This window comes from Rothia sp. 88186D007BW, from assembly GCF_053544215.1.
The window spans coordinates 42,248-59,659 of the sequence record NZ_JBPPTR010000002.1 but is presented as its reverse complement, the minus strand read 5'-3'; the positions used below and the strand labels follow the sequence as shown (position 1 = coordinate 59,659).

Annotated in this window: 15 protein-coding genes; 7 read left to right on the top strand and 8 right to left on the bottom strand. The window is 59.3% G+C overall.

Annotated elements, in window-relative coordinates; translation table 11 throughout:
* Positions 1–131 precede the first annotated feature (131 nt).
* A complete protein-coding gene (locus ACEE09_RS01520; RefSeq protein ID WP_449081442.1) occupies positions 132–2,258 on the top strand; it encodes a glycoside hydrolase family 15 protein in 2,127 nt (708 codons plus the stop codon).
* Here ACEE09_RS01520 and ACEE09_RS01515 read toward each other — a convergent pair.
* From ACEE09_RS01515 to pta, 4 genes are all read right to left on the bottom strand, one after another.
* Positions 2,255–3,229: a bile acid:sodium symporter family protein gene (locus ACEE09_RS01515; RefSeq protein WP_449081440.1), complete on the bottom strand. Its 975-nt coding sequence runs from the start codon at positions 3,227–3,229 to the stop codon at positions 2,255–2,257. The genes ACEE09_RS01520 and ACEE09_RS01515 overlap by 4 nt on opposite strands.
* A 10-nt stretch (positions 3,230–3,239) precedes the next feature.
* The gene (locus ACEE09_RS01510; RefSeq protein WP_449081438.1) at positions 3,240–4,646 is read right to left on the bottom strand and encodes a M48 family metallopeptidase; all 1,407 of its coding nucleotides are present in this window, start codon (positions 4,644–4,646) and stop codon (positions 3,240–3,242) included.
* Between the two features lie 173 nt (positions 4,647–4,819).
* The gene (locus tag ACEE09_RS01505; protein WP_449081436.1) at positions 4,820–5,956 is read right to left on the bottom strand and encodes an acetate/propionate family kinase; all 1,137 of its coding nucleotides are present in this window, start codon (positions 5,954–5,956) and stop codon (positions 4,820–4,822) included.
* Between the two features lie 21 nt (positions 5,957–5,977).
* Positions 5,978–8,089: a phosphate acetyltransferase gene (pta, locus tag ACEE09_RS01500; RefSeq protein WP_449081434.1), complete on the bottom strand. Its 2,112-nt coding sequence runs from the start codon at positions 8,087–8,089 to the stop codon at positions 5,978–5,980.
* 224 nt (positions 8,090–8,313) lie between these two features.
* On the opposite strand from pta, the gene ACEE09_RS01495 reads away from it, so the two are divergent.
* From ACEE09_RS01495 to ACEE09_RS01485, 3 genes are read left to right on the top strand one after another with little or no spacing between them, the layout of a single operon-like run.
* Positions 8,314–9,000, top strand: coding sequence for a DsbA family protein (locus ACEE09_RS01495; RefSeq protein ID WP_449081432.1), 687 nt, complete (start codon positions 8,314–8,316; stop codon positions 8,998–9,000).
* Between the two features lie 60 nt (positions 9,001–9,060).
* A complete protein-coding gene (locus tag ACEE09_RS01490; RefSeq protein ID WP_449081430.1) occupies positions 9,061–9,876 on the top strand; it encodes a carbon-nitrogen hydrolase family protein in 816 nt (271 codons plus the stop codon).
* A 24-nt stretch (positions 9,877–9,900) separates the two neighbouring features.
* Positions 9,901–10,710: a spermidine synthase gene (locus ACEE09_RS01485; RefSeq protein WP_449081428.1), complete on the top strand. Its 810-nt coding sequence runs from the start codon at positions 9,901–9,903 to the stop codon at positions 10,708–10,710.
* Positions 10,711–10,865: 155 nt separating this feature from the next.
* Here ACEE09_RS01485 and ACEE09_RS01480 read toward each other — a convergent pair whose 3' ends face one another.
* Together ACEE09_RS01480 and ACEE09_RS01475 are read right to left on the bottom strand one after the other, a co-directional pair.
* Positions 10,866–11,402 (bottom strand): hypothetical protein, encoded by a 537-nt coding sequence (locus tag ACEE09_RS01480; protein ID WP_321104038.1) that lies wholly within the window; start codon positions 11,400–11,402, stop codon positions 10,866–10,868.
* Between the two features lie 4 nt (positions 11,403–11,406).
* Positions 11,407–11,898: a hypothetical protein gene (locus ACEE09_RS01475; protein ID WP_321104037.1), complete on the bottom strand. Its 492-nt coding sequence runs from the start codon at positions 11,896–11,898 to the stop codon at positions 11,407–11,409.
* 232 nt (positions 11,899–12,130) lie between these two features.
* On the opposite strand from ACEE09_RS01475, the gene ACEE09_RS01470 reads away from it, so the two are divergent.
* Together ACEE09_RS01470 and ypfJ are read left to right on the top strand one after the other, a co-directional pair.
* The gene (locus tag ACEE09_RS01470; protein WP_449081426.1) at positions 12,131–12,928 is read left to right on the top strand and encodes a di- and tripeptidase; all 798 of its coding nucleotides are present in this window, start codon (positions 12,131–12,133) and stop codon (positions 12,926–12,928) included.
* Between the two features lie 25 nt (positions 12,929–12,953).
* On the top strand, positions 12,954–13,901 hold the full coding sequence (ypfJ, locus tag ACEE09_RS01465) for a KPN_02809 family neutral zinc metallopeptidase (protein WP_449081424.1): 948 nt from the start codon (positions 12,954–12,956) through the stop codon (positions 13,899–13,901).
* Positions 13,902–13,995: 94 nt separating this feature from the next.
* Here the strand turns inward: ypfJ and ACEE09_RS01460 are convergent, their stop codons facing one another.
* Complete coding sequence (locus tag ACEE09_RS01460) at positions 13,996–15,072, bottom strand: hypothetical protein (protein WP_449081422.1); 1,077 nt, start codon at positions 15,070–15,072, stop codon at positions 13,996–13,998.
* Between the two features lie 93 nt (positions 15,073–15,165).
* Positions 15,166–16,599, bottom strand: a complete 1,434-nt coding sequence (gene purB, locus ACEE09_RS01455) for an adenylosuccinate lyase (protein ID WP_449081420.1) — start codon at positions 16,597–16,599, stop codon at positions 15,166–15,168.
* Positions 16,600–16,864: 265 nt separating this feature from the next.
* Between purB and ACEE09_RS01450 the strand changes: the two genes are divergently transcribed.
* A complete protein-coding gene (locus ACEE09_RS01450; RefSeq protein ID WP_449081418.1) occupies positions 16,865–17,410 on the top strand; it encodes a hypothetical protein in 546 nt (181 codons plus the stop codon).
* Positions 17,411–17,412: the final 2 nt, after the last annotated feature.

Here is a 17,412-nt window from a genome sequence, read left to right as displayed (position 1 = left end):
TATCTACAAGGGGTGCTTCATTGAAGGTAACGGAAACTTTCATTAGGTAGCGAAAAAGAAGGCAGCTATGAAAAATTCCCTTACTTTCGGCGTCCCCGGCTGATAGTAAGTGCCCTGTTAGACTGGGGGCTATGGCTTCTTTCATCGAGGACTACGCCCTCCTCTCAGACATGAACACCGGCGCCCTAGTCTCCCGCGCCGGTTCCATTGACTGGTTCTGCGCCCCACGCTTCGACTCCCGCGCAGTATTCACCGCCCTCCTTGGCGAACGAGAGCACGGACGCTGGCTCCTAGCCCCCCTCGAATCGGTCAACCCGGCCCCGCTAGAAGAAATCCGCACCGAGCGCTCCTACCGCGAAAACACTTTCATCCTGCAAACCGTCTGGTTCGTGGGGGAGGCCTCTGTTCGCGTCACCGAGTTTATGCCCCTTTCTGGCGGCACCACCATCGTCCGTAACGTGGAGGGCCTAACCGGCGAGGTCACCATGTACCACGAACTTGCCCTGCGCTTTGACTACGGTAAAACCATCCCCTGGGTCACCCACTACGAAGGGGTAGACGCCACCGGCGCCCCCGACCCCACCGCAGAGATGCTAGTAGGCATGGCCGGGCCCCACGCCCTAGTCTTCCGGGGCGACTCCCTGCCCGAAGGAGACCCCGAATCTAAAGCCGAAACCTTCACCGTCTCAGCAGGTCAAAGCTACACGTTCACCCTCTCCTATTTCGCCTCTAACCATAACCCCCCTGCCCCAGTGGACTACCCCACCACCCTGACCTACACCCAGGAACAGTGGCAAGAATGGTCAGACCTTTACGACCCCCAAGACCCTCTCAACACCACTGACCACGAGAACGACAACGAGGACGCCATCCCCGCCCACCTGCCCCCTGAAGGGCAGGTGCCCACCGGCGTCCGCGCAGCTGAACAGGCAGCGGCTGAACAGACAGCAGAGGAACCTCTCTTTGCCATGCGCGAGGTGAGTGAGGCAGAAGAGACGAAAACCTCCTCCATCCTGCTAGAAACCGGGTCTAACACCGCCACCCCCGAGGTCGATGAAGCCACCTACCATGAGCTAGCCCAGACCGCTGCCAGCCAGGTGGTTACCCCCACCGCCCAAAACCAACGGGAAGAAGCCAACGCCCGCTACCGCGAAGCCCGCCTACGGTCCCTACTGGTACTACGCGCCCTCATTTCCCGTGAAACCGGTGCCCTAGTTGCCTCCGCCACCACCTCCCTGCCCGAGGTCATCGGGGGCAAACGTAACTACGACTTCCGCTTCACCTGGCTACGCGACGTCGCCATGGCCATGGATGTGACCCTCACCCACGGGCACGAACGAGAAACCGCCCAGCTGCGCAACTGGATCCTGCGGGCCCTAGCTAATAACCCGCGCCGCATCCACGCCGTCTACGGGCTAGCCGGTGAAAAAGACGACATCGAGCGCCGCCTAGCCCTACCGGGCTACGAAGGCTCCCAGCCAGTCAGAAGCGGCAACGGATCAGGTGACCAGTTCCAAGGAGACGCCCTGGGGCAAGTACTGGTCACCTTCGCCAACCTGCGTGAGGCAGGCGTGGCAGAAGACCACCTTTCCTGGCCGATCCAGAAGGCCCTGCTCAATGCTGCCACCGAGCGTATCGGCGATACGGACCGCTCCATGTGGGAAACCTTCGGCGACCCGGCAGTCTACACACACTCCCAGGCCATGCTCTGGGCGGCCTTTGACGCCGGGGTTTCAGCTGTACGCGACTTCGGGCTAGAGGGGGACGCCACCACCTGGGAGCACTGCCGCGACGCCGTTGCCGACGACATTTTGAGCCAAGGCTTCAACACTGACCTGGGCTGCTTCGTCTCAACCTACGGCGGCACCGCCGTGGACGCCTCCTTGCTGCAGCTACCCCAGATTGGGCTTGTAGACTGGGATGACCCCCGCATGCTGGCCACCGTTGAACGTATTGAGGCCACCATCAGCCACCCATCGGGCATGATTTACCGCTACGACAACTCCGACTCCCAAGACGGCTTTGAGGGGCAAGATAACCCCCACTTCATCTCTTCCCTCTGGCTAGCTGAGCAGTACATCCGCTCAGGTAGGGAGACGGACGGCCGGACCCTACTCGACACCGTCCTCACCTGCGCCAACGACCTGGGACTCATGAGCTCAGAATACGACTTCGACCAGCAGCGCCTGACCGGCAACTTCCCCCAGGCCCTAGCCCACATCTGCCTGATTCGGGCCGTGGAAGCCCTGGGGATTTAGTGCCACGCCTCAGCCTGCCTGCCCCAGCGGGCAGCCTTAGCCGCGCACACCATGAGCTGAACCTGATGAAAGACCATCAGCGGCAGAATCAGGGCACCAACCGCCCCACCCCCAAAAATCACCGCAGCCATCGGCAGGCCCGTCGCCAGCGACTTCTTCGAGCCGCAGAACTGAAGAGCAACCCGATCCCCATCATCAAAACCCAGCTTCTTGGCCATAGCCCCGCTGAACCAGAGCAAAAACTCCACCAGAGCAACCGAGAGAAGAACCAGAAACAGAACCTGCCAGGGGCTGATACGAGTCCAGATACCCTGCACAATACCCTCTGAGAAAGCCGCATAAACAACCAGGGCAATAGAAAGCCGATCAACATACCTGGTCAGGCTCTTCCTCGCCAGCTCACCCACCCAGCGGCGCACAAACTGCCCCAACACAAAAGGCAGAAGCAGCTGCACCGCAATATCACCAAAAACTGCCCCTGAGACAGTCAAATGATCACTACGCATCAGCAGCATAACCAGCAGGGGAGTAGCAATCACACCCACAATATTTGAGGCGCTGGCTGAGACAATCGCCCCCGCCACATTACCCCGAGCGATAGACGTAAAAGCTACCGAAGACTGCACCGTAGAGGGCACCAGCGTCATAAAGAGCAGCCCCAGGTAAAGCTCCTGACCGATAAGCCCCTGCAGAGGGTAGAGAGCCAACCCTAGCAGGGGGAAAACCAGGTAGGTAAACCCCAAAATAGTGCTGTGCAGCCGCCAGTTCTTCACGCCCTGCACAGCATCGTGGGTTGAGAGCCTGGCCCCGTAGAGGAAGAAGAGCAGACCGATAGCGATTTTGGTAGCTACATTCAACCCTCCTGCGAAGTCCCCCCGCGCCGGGGCAATAATTGCCAGGGCGACGGCGAGCAGAATCAGGGCAATGAGTGGGTCTGGGCGCCAGAGGCGCAATCTTTGGGATAGGGCCATTTAGCCCACTTTACTCCTGGGCGGATGCCGGGCGCTCGCCTGCCTGAGATTGGGTATCTGGGGTGTTGCTGGCGTCCGTACCGTGCTGGGAGGGTGCGGGGGCGGCAGGGGGTGCCTGCGGGGTCGGTGCACCGAAGTTGTTCCAGGAGGTGCGCTGGCGGTACTGCGGGGGCATCCAGCCGGTGTAGAGCATGTCATCTACAGTGCGGTCGCGGTACTGGGCTGGGGGCCGGTAGGTGGTGTTGACTGAGCCCCAGTGCTGGTTTTCGGCACGTTCGGGGTAGGTGGCCAGGTGGTCGGTGGCCTGTAGGGGGTCTGCCCAGGCTTCGGCGGGTTCTGCTGCCGGGATCATGGAGAGCGGGTAGGGCGGGTTGGTCTTGGGGCGCCAGACCAGGTGGCCTGGTTCGGTGCGGTCACGCAGGGCGTGGGCGCGCCAGGTAACTGGCGGGTGGGTGGTGGTGAGGTTGGCGAACCAGGTGAAGAAGCCTCGCTCGTAGACGGCGCGGTTGGCTAGTTCGTGGAAGTTCACGTCATTCATCAGGTACTTACCGGCAGCGAGTACGGTGGTGGTGGTTTCGGCGCCGTCGGGGGCGTAGCGGTAGCCGAAGTTGTCGGCGGTGTATTCCTGGGTTCGGGAGAGCAGCTTGCCGAGAATCGGAATCTGCATGAAGAAGCTGGTGAAGACCAGGCGGAAGTAGCTGACATGACCGGCGGCGATGTGCCCGACTTCGTGGCCGATGATGAAGCGTAGGGCTTCGGGGTTGCGGGCTGCTCCACCGATTTCGAAGAGGTCGGAGTAGACGGCGATGAAGCGGCGGTGCCCGTGACCTGAGGCGAAGGCGTTGATTTGGCCGTTGCCCAGTACGACGTAGGCGTCGGGTACACGGCGTAGGCCGGCGGCTCGGGCGGCTTCTACGACCATCTGGTAGGCCTCGGGGAACTGGGTGGGGGTGATGCGTACCCCACTCAGGCGTAGCCCACCGTACATGAGGCCTCGGAGGAAGAAGATGCCCAAGGGGAGGTAAATAGCGATAGCTACTAGCTGCCCTAGCAGGTTGCTGAGCTGGTAGTTGGCGAAGTCATCATTGAGTAGGGCGCTGAAGAGTGAGTAGAGCAGGTAGATGCCACCACCGACATACATCACGATGGTTAGCGCGTAGGCTGCGATGACCAGTGGTAGCTCAGCCGGGTGGCGGATGGCGTTGGCGAACTTGAAGGGCAGCAGGGATTGGAAGCCGAAGAGCTTTGGTGCGGGCAGGGGTGAGGTGGGCCGCTGGCGGGTGTCTTCGGGTAGCCAGCCGCCGCTGAGGTCGTTGGGTAGGGGGCTGGTCAGTCCCTGTTCTTGGCCGTGGGTGGACGCTTGCTGGCCAGGCTGCTGGGGGTAGGGCGGGGTGGCACCGGGGCGGTTATCACTCATATATGTTCCTGCTGGTTAGGCGGTGTGTTCTTGTTCCACAGTAGCAAGAAATGGTCTGGGGCTGGTGGGTCTTATGGCCATGGCATAAACGAAATGCGGGGTTTCCGCCGAAGGAGCAGTGAGAGAACTGCACTTCGAAGGAAACCCCGCATTGAGCGGAGAGTAGCTAGAACTTAGGCAACCAGTTCTGCGGTAGCCTCAGCGATAGCCTTTTCTTCGTTGGTGGGAACAACCAGAACGGGGAAGGCTGACTCTTCGGTGGAGATCAGGCGGGGCTCGTCGCCGCGTACCTTGTTAGCTTCTGCATCGATGGTCAGGCCCAGGGCGCTCAGACGGTCGATGGTCAGCTGACGGAATACGGGTGAGTTCTCGCCGATACCTGCGGTGAAGATCAGGGCCTTAGCGCCGCCGACTGCTACGTGGTAGCCACCGATGTACTTAGCCAGGCGGTAGGAGGCCATGTCCAGTGCCAGCTGGGCGCGCTTGTCGCCGTTTTCTGCGCCGCTTTCAACTTCGCGCATGTCGCTGCTGCCAGCAATAGCGAGCAGACCTGACTCCTTGTTGAGGATGCGGTCCATCTCTTCGGGGGAAATGTTGCCACGCTGCATGACGTTGGTCAGGACGGAGGGGTCGATGTCGCCGGAGCGGGTACCCATGACCAGGCCAGCGAGGGGGGTGTAGCCCATGGAGGTGTCCAGGCACTTGCCGCCTTCAACAGCGGTGACGGAGGCGCCGTTACCCAGGTGGGCGATAACACCGTTGAATTCTGAGCGGTCCATGCCCAGGAATTCTGCGGCAACACCGGTGACGTAGTCGTGGCTGGTGCCGTGGAAGCCGTAGCGGCGGACGCTGTACTTCTCAACCAGTTCTTCGGGAACTGCGTAGCGGTAAACGTGCTCGGGCATGGTGCCGTGGAATGCGGTGTCGAAGACAGCAACCATGGGTACACCGGGGTAGGTTTCCTGTGCAGCCTTCAGACCCAGTACGTGGGCGGGGTTGTGCAGGGGTGCCAGGGGTGAGAGTTCGTCAATCTTAGCGATAACGTCATCGGTGATGAGGACGGGCTCTGAGAAGACGTCGCCACCCTGAACGATACGGTGACCGATAGCGTCGATGGTCTTGCCGTGCAGGGGTTCTACCAGGGCCTTGGCCATGATGTCCAGGGCTTCGGTGTGGGTGGGGATCTCAGCGGAGCCGATGTTCTCGACCAGGCCCTTAGCGACGACCTGGTTCTCTTCGCCGGTAGCGGAGGTGTCGCGCACCTGGTACTTCACAGATGAGGAACCGCAGTTAATAACGAGTACGAGCATGTAAATGTTTTCCTTTGATTTTTAGAGGGTCTGGGCCTGGATTGCGGTGATCGCTACGGTGTTGATGATGTCATCAACGGTAGCGCCGCGGGACAGGTCGTTGACGGGCTTGCGTAGGCCCTGAAGGACGGGGCCAACTGCTACAGCACCGGAGGTCTGCTGAACAGCCTTGTAGGTGTTGTTACCGGTGTTCAGGTCGGGGAAGATGAAGACGGTTGCCTGACCTGCAACCTCTGAGCCGGGCAGCTTGGAGGATGCGATGGACATGTTGGAGGCCGCGTCGAACTGGATGGGGCCTTCAAAAGCGAAGTCGGGGTTGGATTCGCGCAGCTTCTCGGTAGCTTCGATGACCTGCTCAACGTCCGCACCGGAGCCGGAGGAACCGGTGGAGTAGGAGAGCATAGCGACCTTGGGTTCAACACCAAACTGGCGGGCAGTTTCAGCAGATGCCTTAGCGATATCTGCAAGCTGCTCGGGGTTGGGGTTGGGGTTCACGGCGCAGTCACCGAAGACCAGTACGCGGTCTTCCATGAGCATGAGGAAGACGGAAGAAACAACCTTGACGCCTTCACGGGTCTTGATAAATTCCAGGGAAGGACGGATGGTGTTAGCGGTGGTGTTCACAGCACCGGAAACCATACCATCGACGATGCCCTTGTAGACCAGCATGGTGCCGAAGTAGGAGGGGTCCATCATGCGGTTCTGGGCAGCTTCCAGGGTGATGCCCTTGTGAGCGCGCAGTTCGGCGTAGGTTGCGGCGAAGTCCTCGGCGTATTCGTTGTTCTCGAGGTCGATGATGGTGACGCCGCGCTTACCGTCTGCTGCAACGGGCAGGTCGATGGACTCGCGCTGGCAGATTTCTGCAATCTTTTCGGGGTTACCGATCAGAACCAGGTCGCAGAAGTCACGGCGCACGATGATGGAAGCTGCGCGCAGGATACGGGGGTCGTAGCCTTCAGGCAGGACGATGGAGCGGCGGTTGCTGCGAGCCTTTTCAATCAGGTTGTGCAGGAAGCGCAGCGGAGTCATGGTGGCAGGACGCTCGAGTTCCAGACGCTCGAAGAGCTCGTTTTCGTCGACGTTGCGTGACCATTCGCCCAGGGCGGTTGCAATCTTGCGGGGCTGGCCCAGGGCTAGCTGGCCGCGGACGCGTGAGACAGCGCGACCTGACTTGAAGGTGTCAAGCTGGGTGGAGAAAACAGGGAAGGGTGCCTTCTCAACGAGCTGGCCGATGGCGGTGTCGCCCTTAAGGTCGCTGGCCAGGCCACCGGTCAGGAGCATACCTGAGGGGGCGGGGAAGTTCGGTGCCAGGGCAGAGGCCAGGGTGGCGACCATGATGTCTGAGCGGTCACCGGGGACGATGACGAAGTCACCGTCAGCGAACTGGGTGAGGAAGTTAGAGACGGTCATAGCCGCGATCTTGATGTCGTGAATATCGCGGTCCAGGAAGTCCTGGTCCATGCCGTCACGGTTGAGGTTGAGGTCGTTGACAACTTCAGCAACGGTCGGCAGGGCGATTTCGGGTAGCTCGGGCAGGACGTAGACGGGGCGGTTGGAGGGGCTGCGCTTGACGCTCTGCAGAATCTCTTCGCGCTCTTCGGGGTTGGCGCGGTTAATCATGACGGCAAGGACGTCAACCTTGGCTGACTGAAGCTCGGTGCGGGCCACATCAACAGCGTTGACAGCATCTGCAACGGAGGAGTCCTGGGCGCCAATGACAGCGATGACGGGGGTGCCAAGGTCCTTAGCGAACTGGGCGTTGAGGTCGAATTCAACGGTTGCTGCGTTGTGGGCGACCAGGTCGGTGCCATCAACAACGATGACATCGCACTCTTCAGCCATCTGGGCGTAGGTGGAGACGGCGATGGAAGACATTTCTTCGTGGTTGCCTGAGGCGAGAAGTTCACGGCAACGGCTCAGGGAGACACCACCGCGGGCCTGCTTCTCGGTGAGCTCGTACTTGGAGCGGACAAGGCTGATCAGAGGATCGTTAGCTTCAGTTTCACCATTGAAGACGGGGCGGAAGAAGCCTACACGGTCGGTTTTCTTGACGAGGGAATCAATGAGGCCGATGGCGATGAGGGACTTGCCTGAGCCCTGGTTCATCGCGGAAATGTACATGCCGTTGATCATCTGGGTCTACATCCTTTTGGCTGTGTTTATGGGTTACGGCGGCCCTAGAGCTACCGTAGGTTTACTTCTGAGTTTATTCGTTCGCCTGGGTTTAGGGGCGGTGCGCCGTGTATTTGTGTGCTATCTCATGAGAAGGACGTTTGTTGACAGCCTGTGACCGTAACAAGCGACCTCAAATTGCTAGGGTAAAAGAAGAAATAATCGACCTGAAAGAAGTCTTTCTTATGTCTATGAAAATGACACGCCGCACCCTCGTTAGCCTCCTGCCTGTGGCGGGTCTCGTAGCTTGTGGCACCTCAAAGGAAAATGCTGGCGACGCTTCAGCTACTGCCAGCGCTTCCACTACCACCAGCCCTGCTGCTACCGGCGTCCGCACCGATGAGGGCTACCAGCTCAACTCTGTCACAGAGGGCGCCCCCACCGTCACCCTCTACACCGACTTGATGTGCCCCTACTGCGCCAAGGCTGACCCTACCTACCGTGAAGCTGCCTCCAAGCTCGATGGAATCATGAATGTAACAGTGCGTCACTTCCCCTTGCCGAAGCACGCCAACGCTGTGCCCGCAGCCCAGGCTGTGCAGGCTGCTGAGGCCCAGGGCGCCTACGTGCAGATGGCAGAGCACCTCTACACCCACCAGGAAGACTGGAAAGCCATCACTGACACCGACCAGTTCAACACCCTCATGGGCGATTACGCTGAGCAGCTGGGCCTAGACCGCACCCGTTTTGAGCAGGATCTGCCCAACGAAGAATCCCTGACCCTGATTAAGCAGGAATACCAGGAGGGCGTTGACGCCGGCGTTAAGGGCACCCCCAGCTTCGTTATCAACGGCACCGCCCTTGATAACGTCGATTCGGCAACTAGCGTCTCTGACATGGTGGCAGCCTTCAAGAAGGCTGCTGGCCTCTAAAACCCTTGGAAGGGGCGGGCACCTGGTCACGGCCGGGCCCGCCCCTTTAGAGTTAAAAATATGAAGATAGCTTTAGCCCAGATGCTCAGCACCAAAGACGTTGCTCACAACATTGAGATCATCCGTGAGTACACTGCCCTGGCAGCCCAGCGCGGTGCCCGCCTGGTAGTCTTCCCGGAAGCTGCCATGCTCAGCTTCGGCGGGCAGCTCTATGACGATGCGGCCCAGCATGAGCTGACCTTCCGCACCGCCCTAGCTAATATCGCTCGCGAAAACTATGTGACCGTGGTGGCGGGCGGGTTCGCCCCAGTGCAGCTATCTGATGAGTGGAACCTGCGGGTCTATAATAATCTCTACTGCCTAGACCAGAATGGGGTTGAGACGGTCTACACCAAGGTGCACCTCTACGATGCCTTCGGTTTTAAAGAATCTGAGGCGGTGAAGGCTGGCCAGCAGCTGATGACCATCACCGTGGACGGCACCACCATCGGCCTGGCCACCTGCTACGATGTGCGCTTCCCCAAGCTTTTTGCTGACTATTCTCGGGCTGGGGCTAAGGCTACGATTGTGGCCGCTTCATGGGCTGGGGGAGAGGGCAAGGTGAACCAGTGGCAGATCCTCACCAGTGCCCGTGCCCTGGACTCCAACATGTTTGTGCTGGCCGTTGATCAGGCCTCCCCTGCGAGTGCTGACCCGCGGGCAGATATCACCCAGCCAACCGGTGTGGGCTACTCCCGGGTCGTTTCCCCCTTCGGTGTGACCTTAGCTGAGGCCGGTGAGAAGCCTGAGATTCTAGTGGTTGATCTTGACCTGGCTCAGGTCGATGATGCTCGCGCCAAGCTGCCGGTGCTGAGCAACGCCAGGCTGGGGTACTAGCGGTAAGGGGCTAGGCTAGAGAGCATGTCACGCACCATTCAGCTTTCTTTTTCTGGCCTCAGCGCTTCGGTTGCCCCCGATGGGTTCTCTAAGACCGGCCGTATTCTTGAAATTGGTGGGGCCGAGCAGTCCCACGTGGATTTAGCCCACCCCGACTTCATTTTCTACGAGTACCTTCGCCGTATCGGCAACCTGGTCGATCTTCAGGGCGAGGCAGGTAAGCCTCTGACCGCCGCTCACCTGGGTGCGGGCGCACTGACCCTGGTGCGCTATATTCAAGCTACTCGCCCCGGCTCAGCCCAGGTGGCTGTTGATATTGAGCGGGAACTGCCCGGTTTTGTGATGGAGCAGCTGCCCCTACCTGCTGGCACTAACTGTAAGGTGCTCATTGAGGACGCCGCCGCGGCAGCCCCCCGACTGAAAGAGGAGCTGGGGGCCCCTGCTGGCCTTGACCTGGTGGTCCTGGATATTTTTTCGGGCTGGGAGGCCCCAGCCCATCTGACTACCGCTGAGTTTTACACCGATCTGCGTAACTGCCTGGCCCCAGCCACCGGCGGTAGGGCGGGCGGGTTGCTTGCCGTCAATGTGGGTGATGACGCCGGGCTGAGCTTCTTCGTAGCCCAGGCCCGCACCCTCCTTGAGGTTTTTGAGCATGTTTGGTGTCTGGCTGATACCACCATGCTCAGCGGGCGCCATGCGGGCAACCTGATTCTGGTGGGCTCGCAGACGGCTCTGACGCAGGACGCTGCTACCGGCCTGGTTGCAGCGGGCCCGCACCCGGCGTCCGCCCTGGGCACCGATGAGCTAGTGGAGCTACTTGACCAACTGGCTTAGGGGTGTGTAGACCGTTCTCTTCCACGATAAACGGTTGAGAAGCTTCTCATGAGCGAGTAGTATAAAGAATAAGATTTCAGCACTAGCTGAGGTAAGTGAACCCGAGACCCATCCGGACGGTTGTGGCGCTCGGGTTTCGCGTTTAAAACGGTAGGTTATACCACCTGCTCATCCACTAGGGGAGCGACCATTTTCTTCCACTCTCCACCCCTATTCCATGCCCAACCTACAGCGTCTGGGATGCAGAGAAGAATTTCTGACTTTGCGGGTAAATGCTGATATCTTATGCCGTCTACAGCCTGGTGTCTTTGTAGAAATTGAGCAATTACCTGCCGATCTCGTGCGTTCATAGTCTCATCACTTTCTAAACACACATTGCGTATAGAGGTGTTGAGCGCATCATCCAGGAAAGCCTGTAAAACATCAGCCCGTGCTTCTATCTGAGACCGTCGATGCGATGATGTGGGCGCACGATAAATAACGACGGTAGCGTTGAGGTCTCGAATGAGCGATAGAAGCTTTTTGCGACGTGAATCTCTCTCATTTTTCATGTGGAACCGCTCTTGCCCTGGCAATAAGAGCGAGCGAAGTTTTTTGCGCGTAGCCAGAAGATCGCTATGAATCATCAGTGTTGTGATGAGTAGATAATCCCTATTTTTACTTTCGTCGATGAAGGCATGTGTTGGCTGCATACTGTTACGCCTTTGAACGGGAGCTAATGATGGGAGCTGGCATCTCTAGAGTAAAGAGCAAATCTCCTTGCTTGGCTAAATCACAGTATTGTTCCCATTGGGGGTGTGAAGCATGACGGCGAATGTAGTAACCGCCTGGTGCTTGGGTGAATACTCGGCTTTCGCTGTCGTGGGCTTGGATTTTTTTGTTGGTGAGGGCGCAGTGCTGGGCTACGGTGAGGCCAACTGCAAAGATAGCCCCAGATGTTTCTACCCAGGTGTAGAGAAGCGCAACTTCTTCAGAGTTGGGGTGTGTTTCTTTGAGTGTGGAGACTGCTTTGAAGCTGATAGGTATCTGCGGTGAGTCTGTCTGTGATGAGCGGGCTGTCCACTTAGCCGGGTAGGTCGTCCCTGAGAGGTGTATTTCGACGTCTTTACCAGCACGTTTTAGTGTGACTTCATCATATTCTCGAAATACGCTGTTGAATTGTCTGCGGATTGATTGGTCTCGAGCCAAGGTGCCTCCTTATACCTATCTTGAGCTAAACCATCTGAACCATAGATTCTACATCATGCCATCTGAAAGTTAACATCTAGAAATATGGATTCGGTAGTATATTCGTGGCAATGGGCCCGCGCCTGGCGTCCGCCCTGGGTGTGGGGTGAGGGTTGAAAGAACCTGCCACGCCCAGGGCATACACGATAGAAAGTAGACTGTGTTTAAGACGGTTTGTCGGTAAACTAGATGCATGTTCAACTTCAACGCATCAAGCGCCTTTGACGCTAACGGTCAGCCCAAGCCCGCGGTCACCCGCACTGTAGACACCGTGCTGAAGATTCAGCGCCCCCTGATTGTTTCCATGCTCAAAAAGATGCGTGAGAAGCACCCCCACGAAACCCCCGACCAAATCGCTCGCCGCCTTGAAAAGGCCTACCTACGCGATGTGACAGTCGGCGGTGGGGCCGTGGGTGCAACCGCTTTCGTACCCGGCCTGGGTACTGCGGCGTCCGTCGGCCTCTCTGTTCTGGCAGTCGGCGGCTACCTCGAACGTACCGCCATCTTCGCCCAGGCCATGGCCGAACTGCACGGCGTGCACATAGAAGACCCCGACAAGGCCCGCCTGATGGTCATGGCCATCATGCTCGGTGAAGACGGCTCCGTGCTCATGAACTCGATTCTGGCCCACACCGGTAAGACCGGTGGTGTCTCCCGCAAGTGGGGCATGATGATGGGCTCTAAGGACTCAGGCAAGATTTTCAGTATTGAGCGCACCCTCCGCAACATGTTCATTAAGCGCTTTCTCACCCGCCAGTCCGGTGCCCTACTGGGCCGCGCCCTACCCTTCGGTGTGGGTGCGGTCGTCGGTGGTGGCGCCAACCTGGCCCTGGGCAAGAACGTGGTCAAGTCTGTAGAGCAGACCTTCGGTGCCTTGCCCCCTATGTTCCCTGATGAGCTCAACCTGGACCGTGCCCCCAAGTTCCAAGGCGGTAGCGGTGCGGATAGCTCCGAAAGTGCGCAGGGCGAACCCGCCCAGCTTGAACAATAAGACAGAGAAGTAAAGCAGGACTGACATGGGCTTTAACGACAACCTGAATAATAACTATTCGCAGCGCGGCTCATCAGGCGGCAACGGCCGAGGCGGCGGTGGCGGTGGCGGGGGCATGAACCCGCTCATGATGATGCTGATGAGCAGCGTAGGCCGTAAGTTCGGCATCCCCGGTGTGCTGGTTGTCGCCGCCATCTTCTTCTTTGCCTCAGGTGGCTTAGGGGGCCTGACCGGCGGTGGAAACTCTAACTCCATGTACGGCAATGATGCCCAACAGAAGCAGGTCACCGGTGCCGGGAACTTTGAGCACTGCCAGACCTATGAGGACGCCAACCGCTACGACGACTGCCGTATTCTAGCGACCGGCGTGAGCCTGGATATGGTGTGGGAAGAAAAACTCCCTGCCGAGGCAGGTATCTCCTATACGGCACCTGATCTGGTGCTGGGGGAGGGGCACATCTCCACAGGGTGCGGTACCGCCAATATCTCGCAGACCGGTCCCTTCTACTGCCCGGCTGACCAGACAGTGTACATGTCGGTTCCTTTCTTCGACCAGCTCAAAGCGATGGGCGGTTCCAATGGTGATTTCGCGGTCATGTACGTGACGGCTCACGAGTTCGCCCACCATATCCAGCAGACCATGGGCACCCTAAAATACTCTGACTACCAGGACCCAGGCGCTGATTCTGGTGCTGTGCAGGTTGAGGTTCAGGCTGACTGCTACGCCGGTGTGTGGGCTTCTCAGACTGATAAGGGCGAGAACGCCCTGCTTGATCCGCTGACTCAGAACCAGATTCAGCAGGCCATTGATACTGCCCGCGCCATTGGTGATGATGCAATTCAGCGTTCATCTGGCCAGCAGGTCAACCCTGATTCGTGGACTCATGGCTCCTCAGAACAGCGCGTCTACTGGTTCACCAGGGGCTACACCGAGGGCACCATGGCTGCCTGCAACCAGCCCTTTAACTCCTAGTCAGAGCTTTTAGCTAGGAGCAGTAGGGACCAGATTCCTCCCCATGTACTTCATGCCCACAGGGCATAGGGGAGGAATCTGGTCCCTCCTTCTTTTAACCCTTAAAACGAGAGCGGGCGCGGACGAAGGCACGGGCAGCTAGGCGGGCACCCTTAGCGCTTGCCCCGTCGGCTGCCGCCAGCTCTGCTTGGGTACTGGGCCGCACCTGGGTTTCGGTCACTACCGGGGCAGGCTCTTCAAGGGCGGACGCTGCCACCGGCTCAGGTGCCTCAATCTGAGAGGGTTCAACAGGTGCAGGCTCTTCCACCTGGGAGGGCTCAACAGGTTCCGATGCCTCAAGGGCGCTGACCTCTTCAGCAGAGAGTTCTAGCAGGTCAGCATCATCATCCCAGGGTTCTGCCGGGGCAGCGCCCTCCTGGCTGGTGGCACTGTCTGCTGTGCTGGCGTCCTTACTTTCCTCTAAGACTGCGAGAGTGCTCTGAGATAAAAGGCTTGGGGCGGCCCCCAGGTTCTGCTCTACCTGGGCGATAATCTGTTGAGCAAAATCCCGGCGCATCTTCTGACTAGCAAAAACAGCGCCCCCTGCTTTGACCAGCTGTTCGCCGGCTTTGACCAGTAGCAGGGTTTGCGGGTTGCGCAGGCCGATGGCGGCTACGGCTCCTAGAATGTTCATCTGCTGCCCCTGGCGCACTCCGGTGTTGGGAATATTTTCGACCTGGGTGAGTAGCTCGTTGACGTCCTGACCCAAAACGGCCGCTGCTGCCTCGTCGTTGCTCTCAACCTGTAGGCCGTAGAGCAGGGCCATACCGTGCAGATAGGTTTTGATGGCCTGAGCGCTACCCACATGGGCGGTAGTTGTAATGCCGTGATGGGCGGCCCGGCTGTAGCTGGCCATGCCCTGCTGGACCGCCCCTAGATGGGCGGCTGCCTGGGTGAGCCCGGCAATGCGGCGGTTGCGGGTGACGCTACCGAGGACGTTGGGCGTTAGCTCTTGAGCCCCGGCCTGGGCTGAGCCGACCAGGGTGAAGTCGCGCACGAAGATTCCGCCCAGGCGTTCTGCCAGTTCTGCTGGGGTAGCGTGGGGGTGGCGGGCGCGGAGCTTGCGCAGGCGACGCAGGGCCAGCGGGGTTTGTTCGGGCGAGCTGTCTGCGGGGAGGGAGTTCTCGGTCATACCATCTATCCTAAAAGTGAAAACCTCTCGGGGCAGCAGAAAACCCCGCCAGATATGACGGGGTTTCCTTACGTAATCTGTTTGAGCCAGTTTTTAGCGGGTGGCGTGCTCTAGCAGTGAGGGGGCCAGGCCGATGTAGGTTGCCGGGGTGAGCTCTGAAAGTCGAGCTTCGGCGTCCTTGCTCAGGCCAAGTTCGGCGACGAATTCCTTGAGGCGGGCAGCGTCGACGCGGTGGCCGCGGGTCAGCTCCTTGAGACGCTCATAGGGGTCTTTCATGCCGGGGGTGCCTGCGATAGCTTCGGCGCGCATGACCATCTGGATGGCTTCAGCTAGAACCTCCCAGTTCTCATCAAGGTCAGCGGCAATGACGTCGCTGGCGATGTCCAGGCGCTCTAGGCCTTTGACCACGTTGGAGATAGCCAGAATGGAGTGGCCGAAGGCGACACCAATATTGCGCTGGGAAGATGAATCGGTCAGATCGCGCTGCCAGCGGGACTGGATGAGGGTGGCGCCCAGGGTGTTGAGCAGGGCGTTGGAGATTTCGAGGTTGGCCTCAGCGTTCTCAAAACGGATGGGGTTGACCTTATGGGGCATGGTGGAGGAGCCGGTGGCACCTGCAACAGGAATCTGGCGGAAGAACCGGATGGAAATGTAGCTCCACACATCGGTGCAGAGGTTGTGCAGCACCTGGTTGAAGTGGACGATGGAGGAGTAAAGCTCAGCCTGCCAGTCGTGGTTTTCGATCTGGGTGGTCAGGGGGTTCCAGTCCAGGCCCAGGCCGGTGACGAACTCTTCTGAAATTTTCTGCCAGTTGGCGGTCGGAACAGAGACCACGTGGGCGGAGTAGGTGCCGGTTGCACCGTTGATTTTGCCCAGGAACTCAGCCTGTTCAACGTGCTTAATCTGGCGGTTCAGGCGGTAAGCAAAGACAGCTAGCTCTTTACCCAGGGTTGAGGGGGTGGCGGGCTGGCCGTGGGTGCGAGAGAGCATGGGCACCTCGCGGGCCTCTTCTGCTAGCTTCATGATCTGCTCGACCAGGCCACGGGCGGCAGGCAGCCAGACGTTGGTGACGGCGTCCTTAATACCTAGGGCGTAGGAGAGGTTGTTGATGTCTTCACTGGTGCAACCAAAGTGGACCAGGGGCTTGAGCTTCTCTAGGCCCAGGGGCTCGAGACGGCGGGCGATGAAGTATTCTACGGCCTTCACATCGTGGACGGTGACGGCTTCGATTTCTGCCAGTTCAGCGGCAGATTCTTCGGTGAAATCGGTGACGATGGCGCGCAGACCGGCACGCTGATCGTCAGTGAGGGGTTCGAGGCCAGGCAGTACCTGATGGTCGCAGAGGTAGATGAACCATTCAACTTCAACGTGGATGCGGTCGCGGTTGAGGGCGGCCTCTGAGAGGTAGTCGACGAGGGGTTCGGTGGCGGCCTTGTAACGTCCGTCGAGGGCGCCAAGGGCCAGGCCTGCGCCGGTGAGGGAGTGACGGCCAGAGGGCAAAGTGGTGGAGTTTTCACGATGAGACATGACACTAGTTTCTCACGGCAAGGCGGACGGTGCACGTTTTGCGGGGTATGAGATGGGCTTTTATGGCAGCAGGTGGCCACCGTCAAGGGCTGTGGACTGCCTGCGTCATCTTTGCGTCATAGCTGCACCGTTTGTGCGGTGGTTTAGACCAGATGCTGTGGCGGGTGCTTATCCACAGGCGGGTGTGGGCTGGTAGGTGGCAGGGTGCTGCTTTTAGGGTGTGTGCTAAGGAATCGTCGGTTTAGAGATGCAAGGAGAGAACGCAGTGCCTTCGGTCTATGAACTTACTGCCGCCGCAGGTAGGGCAGGTCTGGGGAGTCAGGGTGCGGCAGGGGCCTCGGCAGGTGCCCTGGGCCTGGCCCAGCGGGTGCGAGAATGGTCAGCTGCTCTGGCGCAAGAGGTGCTGGGGCAGGCGGACGCCATCGGGCAAGCTGCCGGGCAGGCCCTTGCCGCCGGGCAGATAGAGTGGGAGTCTACCGCTGGCCGCGCCTTTCACAGTGCTCTAGCGGCAGAAGAGGCCACAGCTAGGGGCATGCGCGGGGAACTAGAGGCCAGCGCCCAGGAGGTGCGCCTAGCCGGTGAAGCTGTCGCCGCTGAACTTGAAGTGGTAGCTTCTGCTATTGGTCTTGCCGGGGCAGCTGTCGACACCGCCCTAGCCGGTATGGCCGTGCTGGAAGACATCGACCTTGATGACTTTATTGTGCACGCTGAACAAGCTAACCTCCCTGCTCTACACGGGGCCCTAACCTCCGCTATGAACAACCCCTTACTTACTCGCGTGAGTACCGCTTTAGCTACAGAGGGGTGGTAGAC

Bases quoted from the DNA above. Each gene is read 5' to 3' on its own strand.
- ACEE09_RS01515 (WP_449081440.1), bottom strand. From the start codon at position 3,229: ATGGCCCTATCCCAAAGATTGCGCCTCTGGCGCCCAGACCCACTCATT.
- ACEE09_RS01520 (WP_449081442.1), top strand. From the start codon at position 132: ATGGCTTCTTTCATCGAGGACTACGCCCTCCTCTCAGACATGAACACC.
- ACEE09_RS01495 (WP_449081432.1), top strand. From the start codon at position 8,314: ATGTCTATGAAAATGACACGCCGCACCCTCGTTAGCCTCCTGCCTGTG.
- ACEE09_RS01480 (WP_321104038.1), bottom strand. From the start codon at position 11,402: ATGCAGCCAACACATGCCTTCATCGACGAAAGTAAAAATAGGGATTAT.
- purB (WP_449081420.1), bottom strand. From the start codon at position 16,599: ATGTCTCATCGTGAAAACTCCACCACTTTGCCCTCTGGCCGTCACTCC.
- ACEE09_RS01485 (WP_449081428.1), top strand. From the start codon at position 9,901: ATGTCACGCACCATTCAGCTTTCTTTTTCTGGCCTCAGCGCTTCGGTT.
- ACEE09_RS01470 (WP_449081426.1), top strand. From the start codon at position 12,131: ATGTTCAACTTCAACGCATCAAGCGCCTTTGACGCTAACGGTCAGCCC.
- ACEE09_RS01460 (WP_449081422.1), bottom strand. From the start codon at position 15,072: ATGACCGAGAACTCCCTCCCCGCAGACAGCTCGCCCGAACAAACCCCG.
- ACEE09_RS01490 (WP_449081430.1), top strand. From the start codon at position 9,061: ATGAAGATAGCTTTAGCCCAGATGCTCAGCACCAAAGACGTTGCTCAC.
- pta (WP_449081434.1), bottom strand. From the start codon at position 8,089: ATGATCAACGGCATGTACATTTCCGCGATGAACCAGGGCTCAGGCAAG.
- ACEE09_RS01510 (WP_449081438.1), bottom strand. From the start codon at position 4,646: ATGAGTGATAACCGCCCCGGTGCCACCCCGCCCTACCCCCAGCAGCCT.
- ACEE09_RS01505 (WP_449081436.1), bottom strand. From the start codon at position 5,956: ATGCTCGTACTCGTTATTAACTGCGGTTCCTCATCTGTGAAGTACCAG.
- ypfJ (WP_449081424.1), top strand. From the start codon at position 12,954: ATGGGCTTTAACGACAACCTGAATAATAACTATTCGCAGCGCGGCTCA.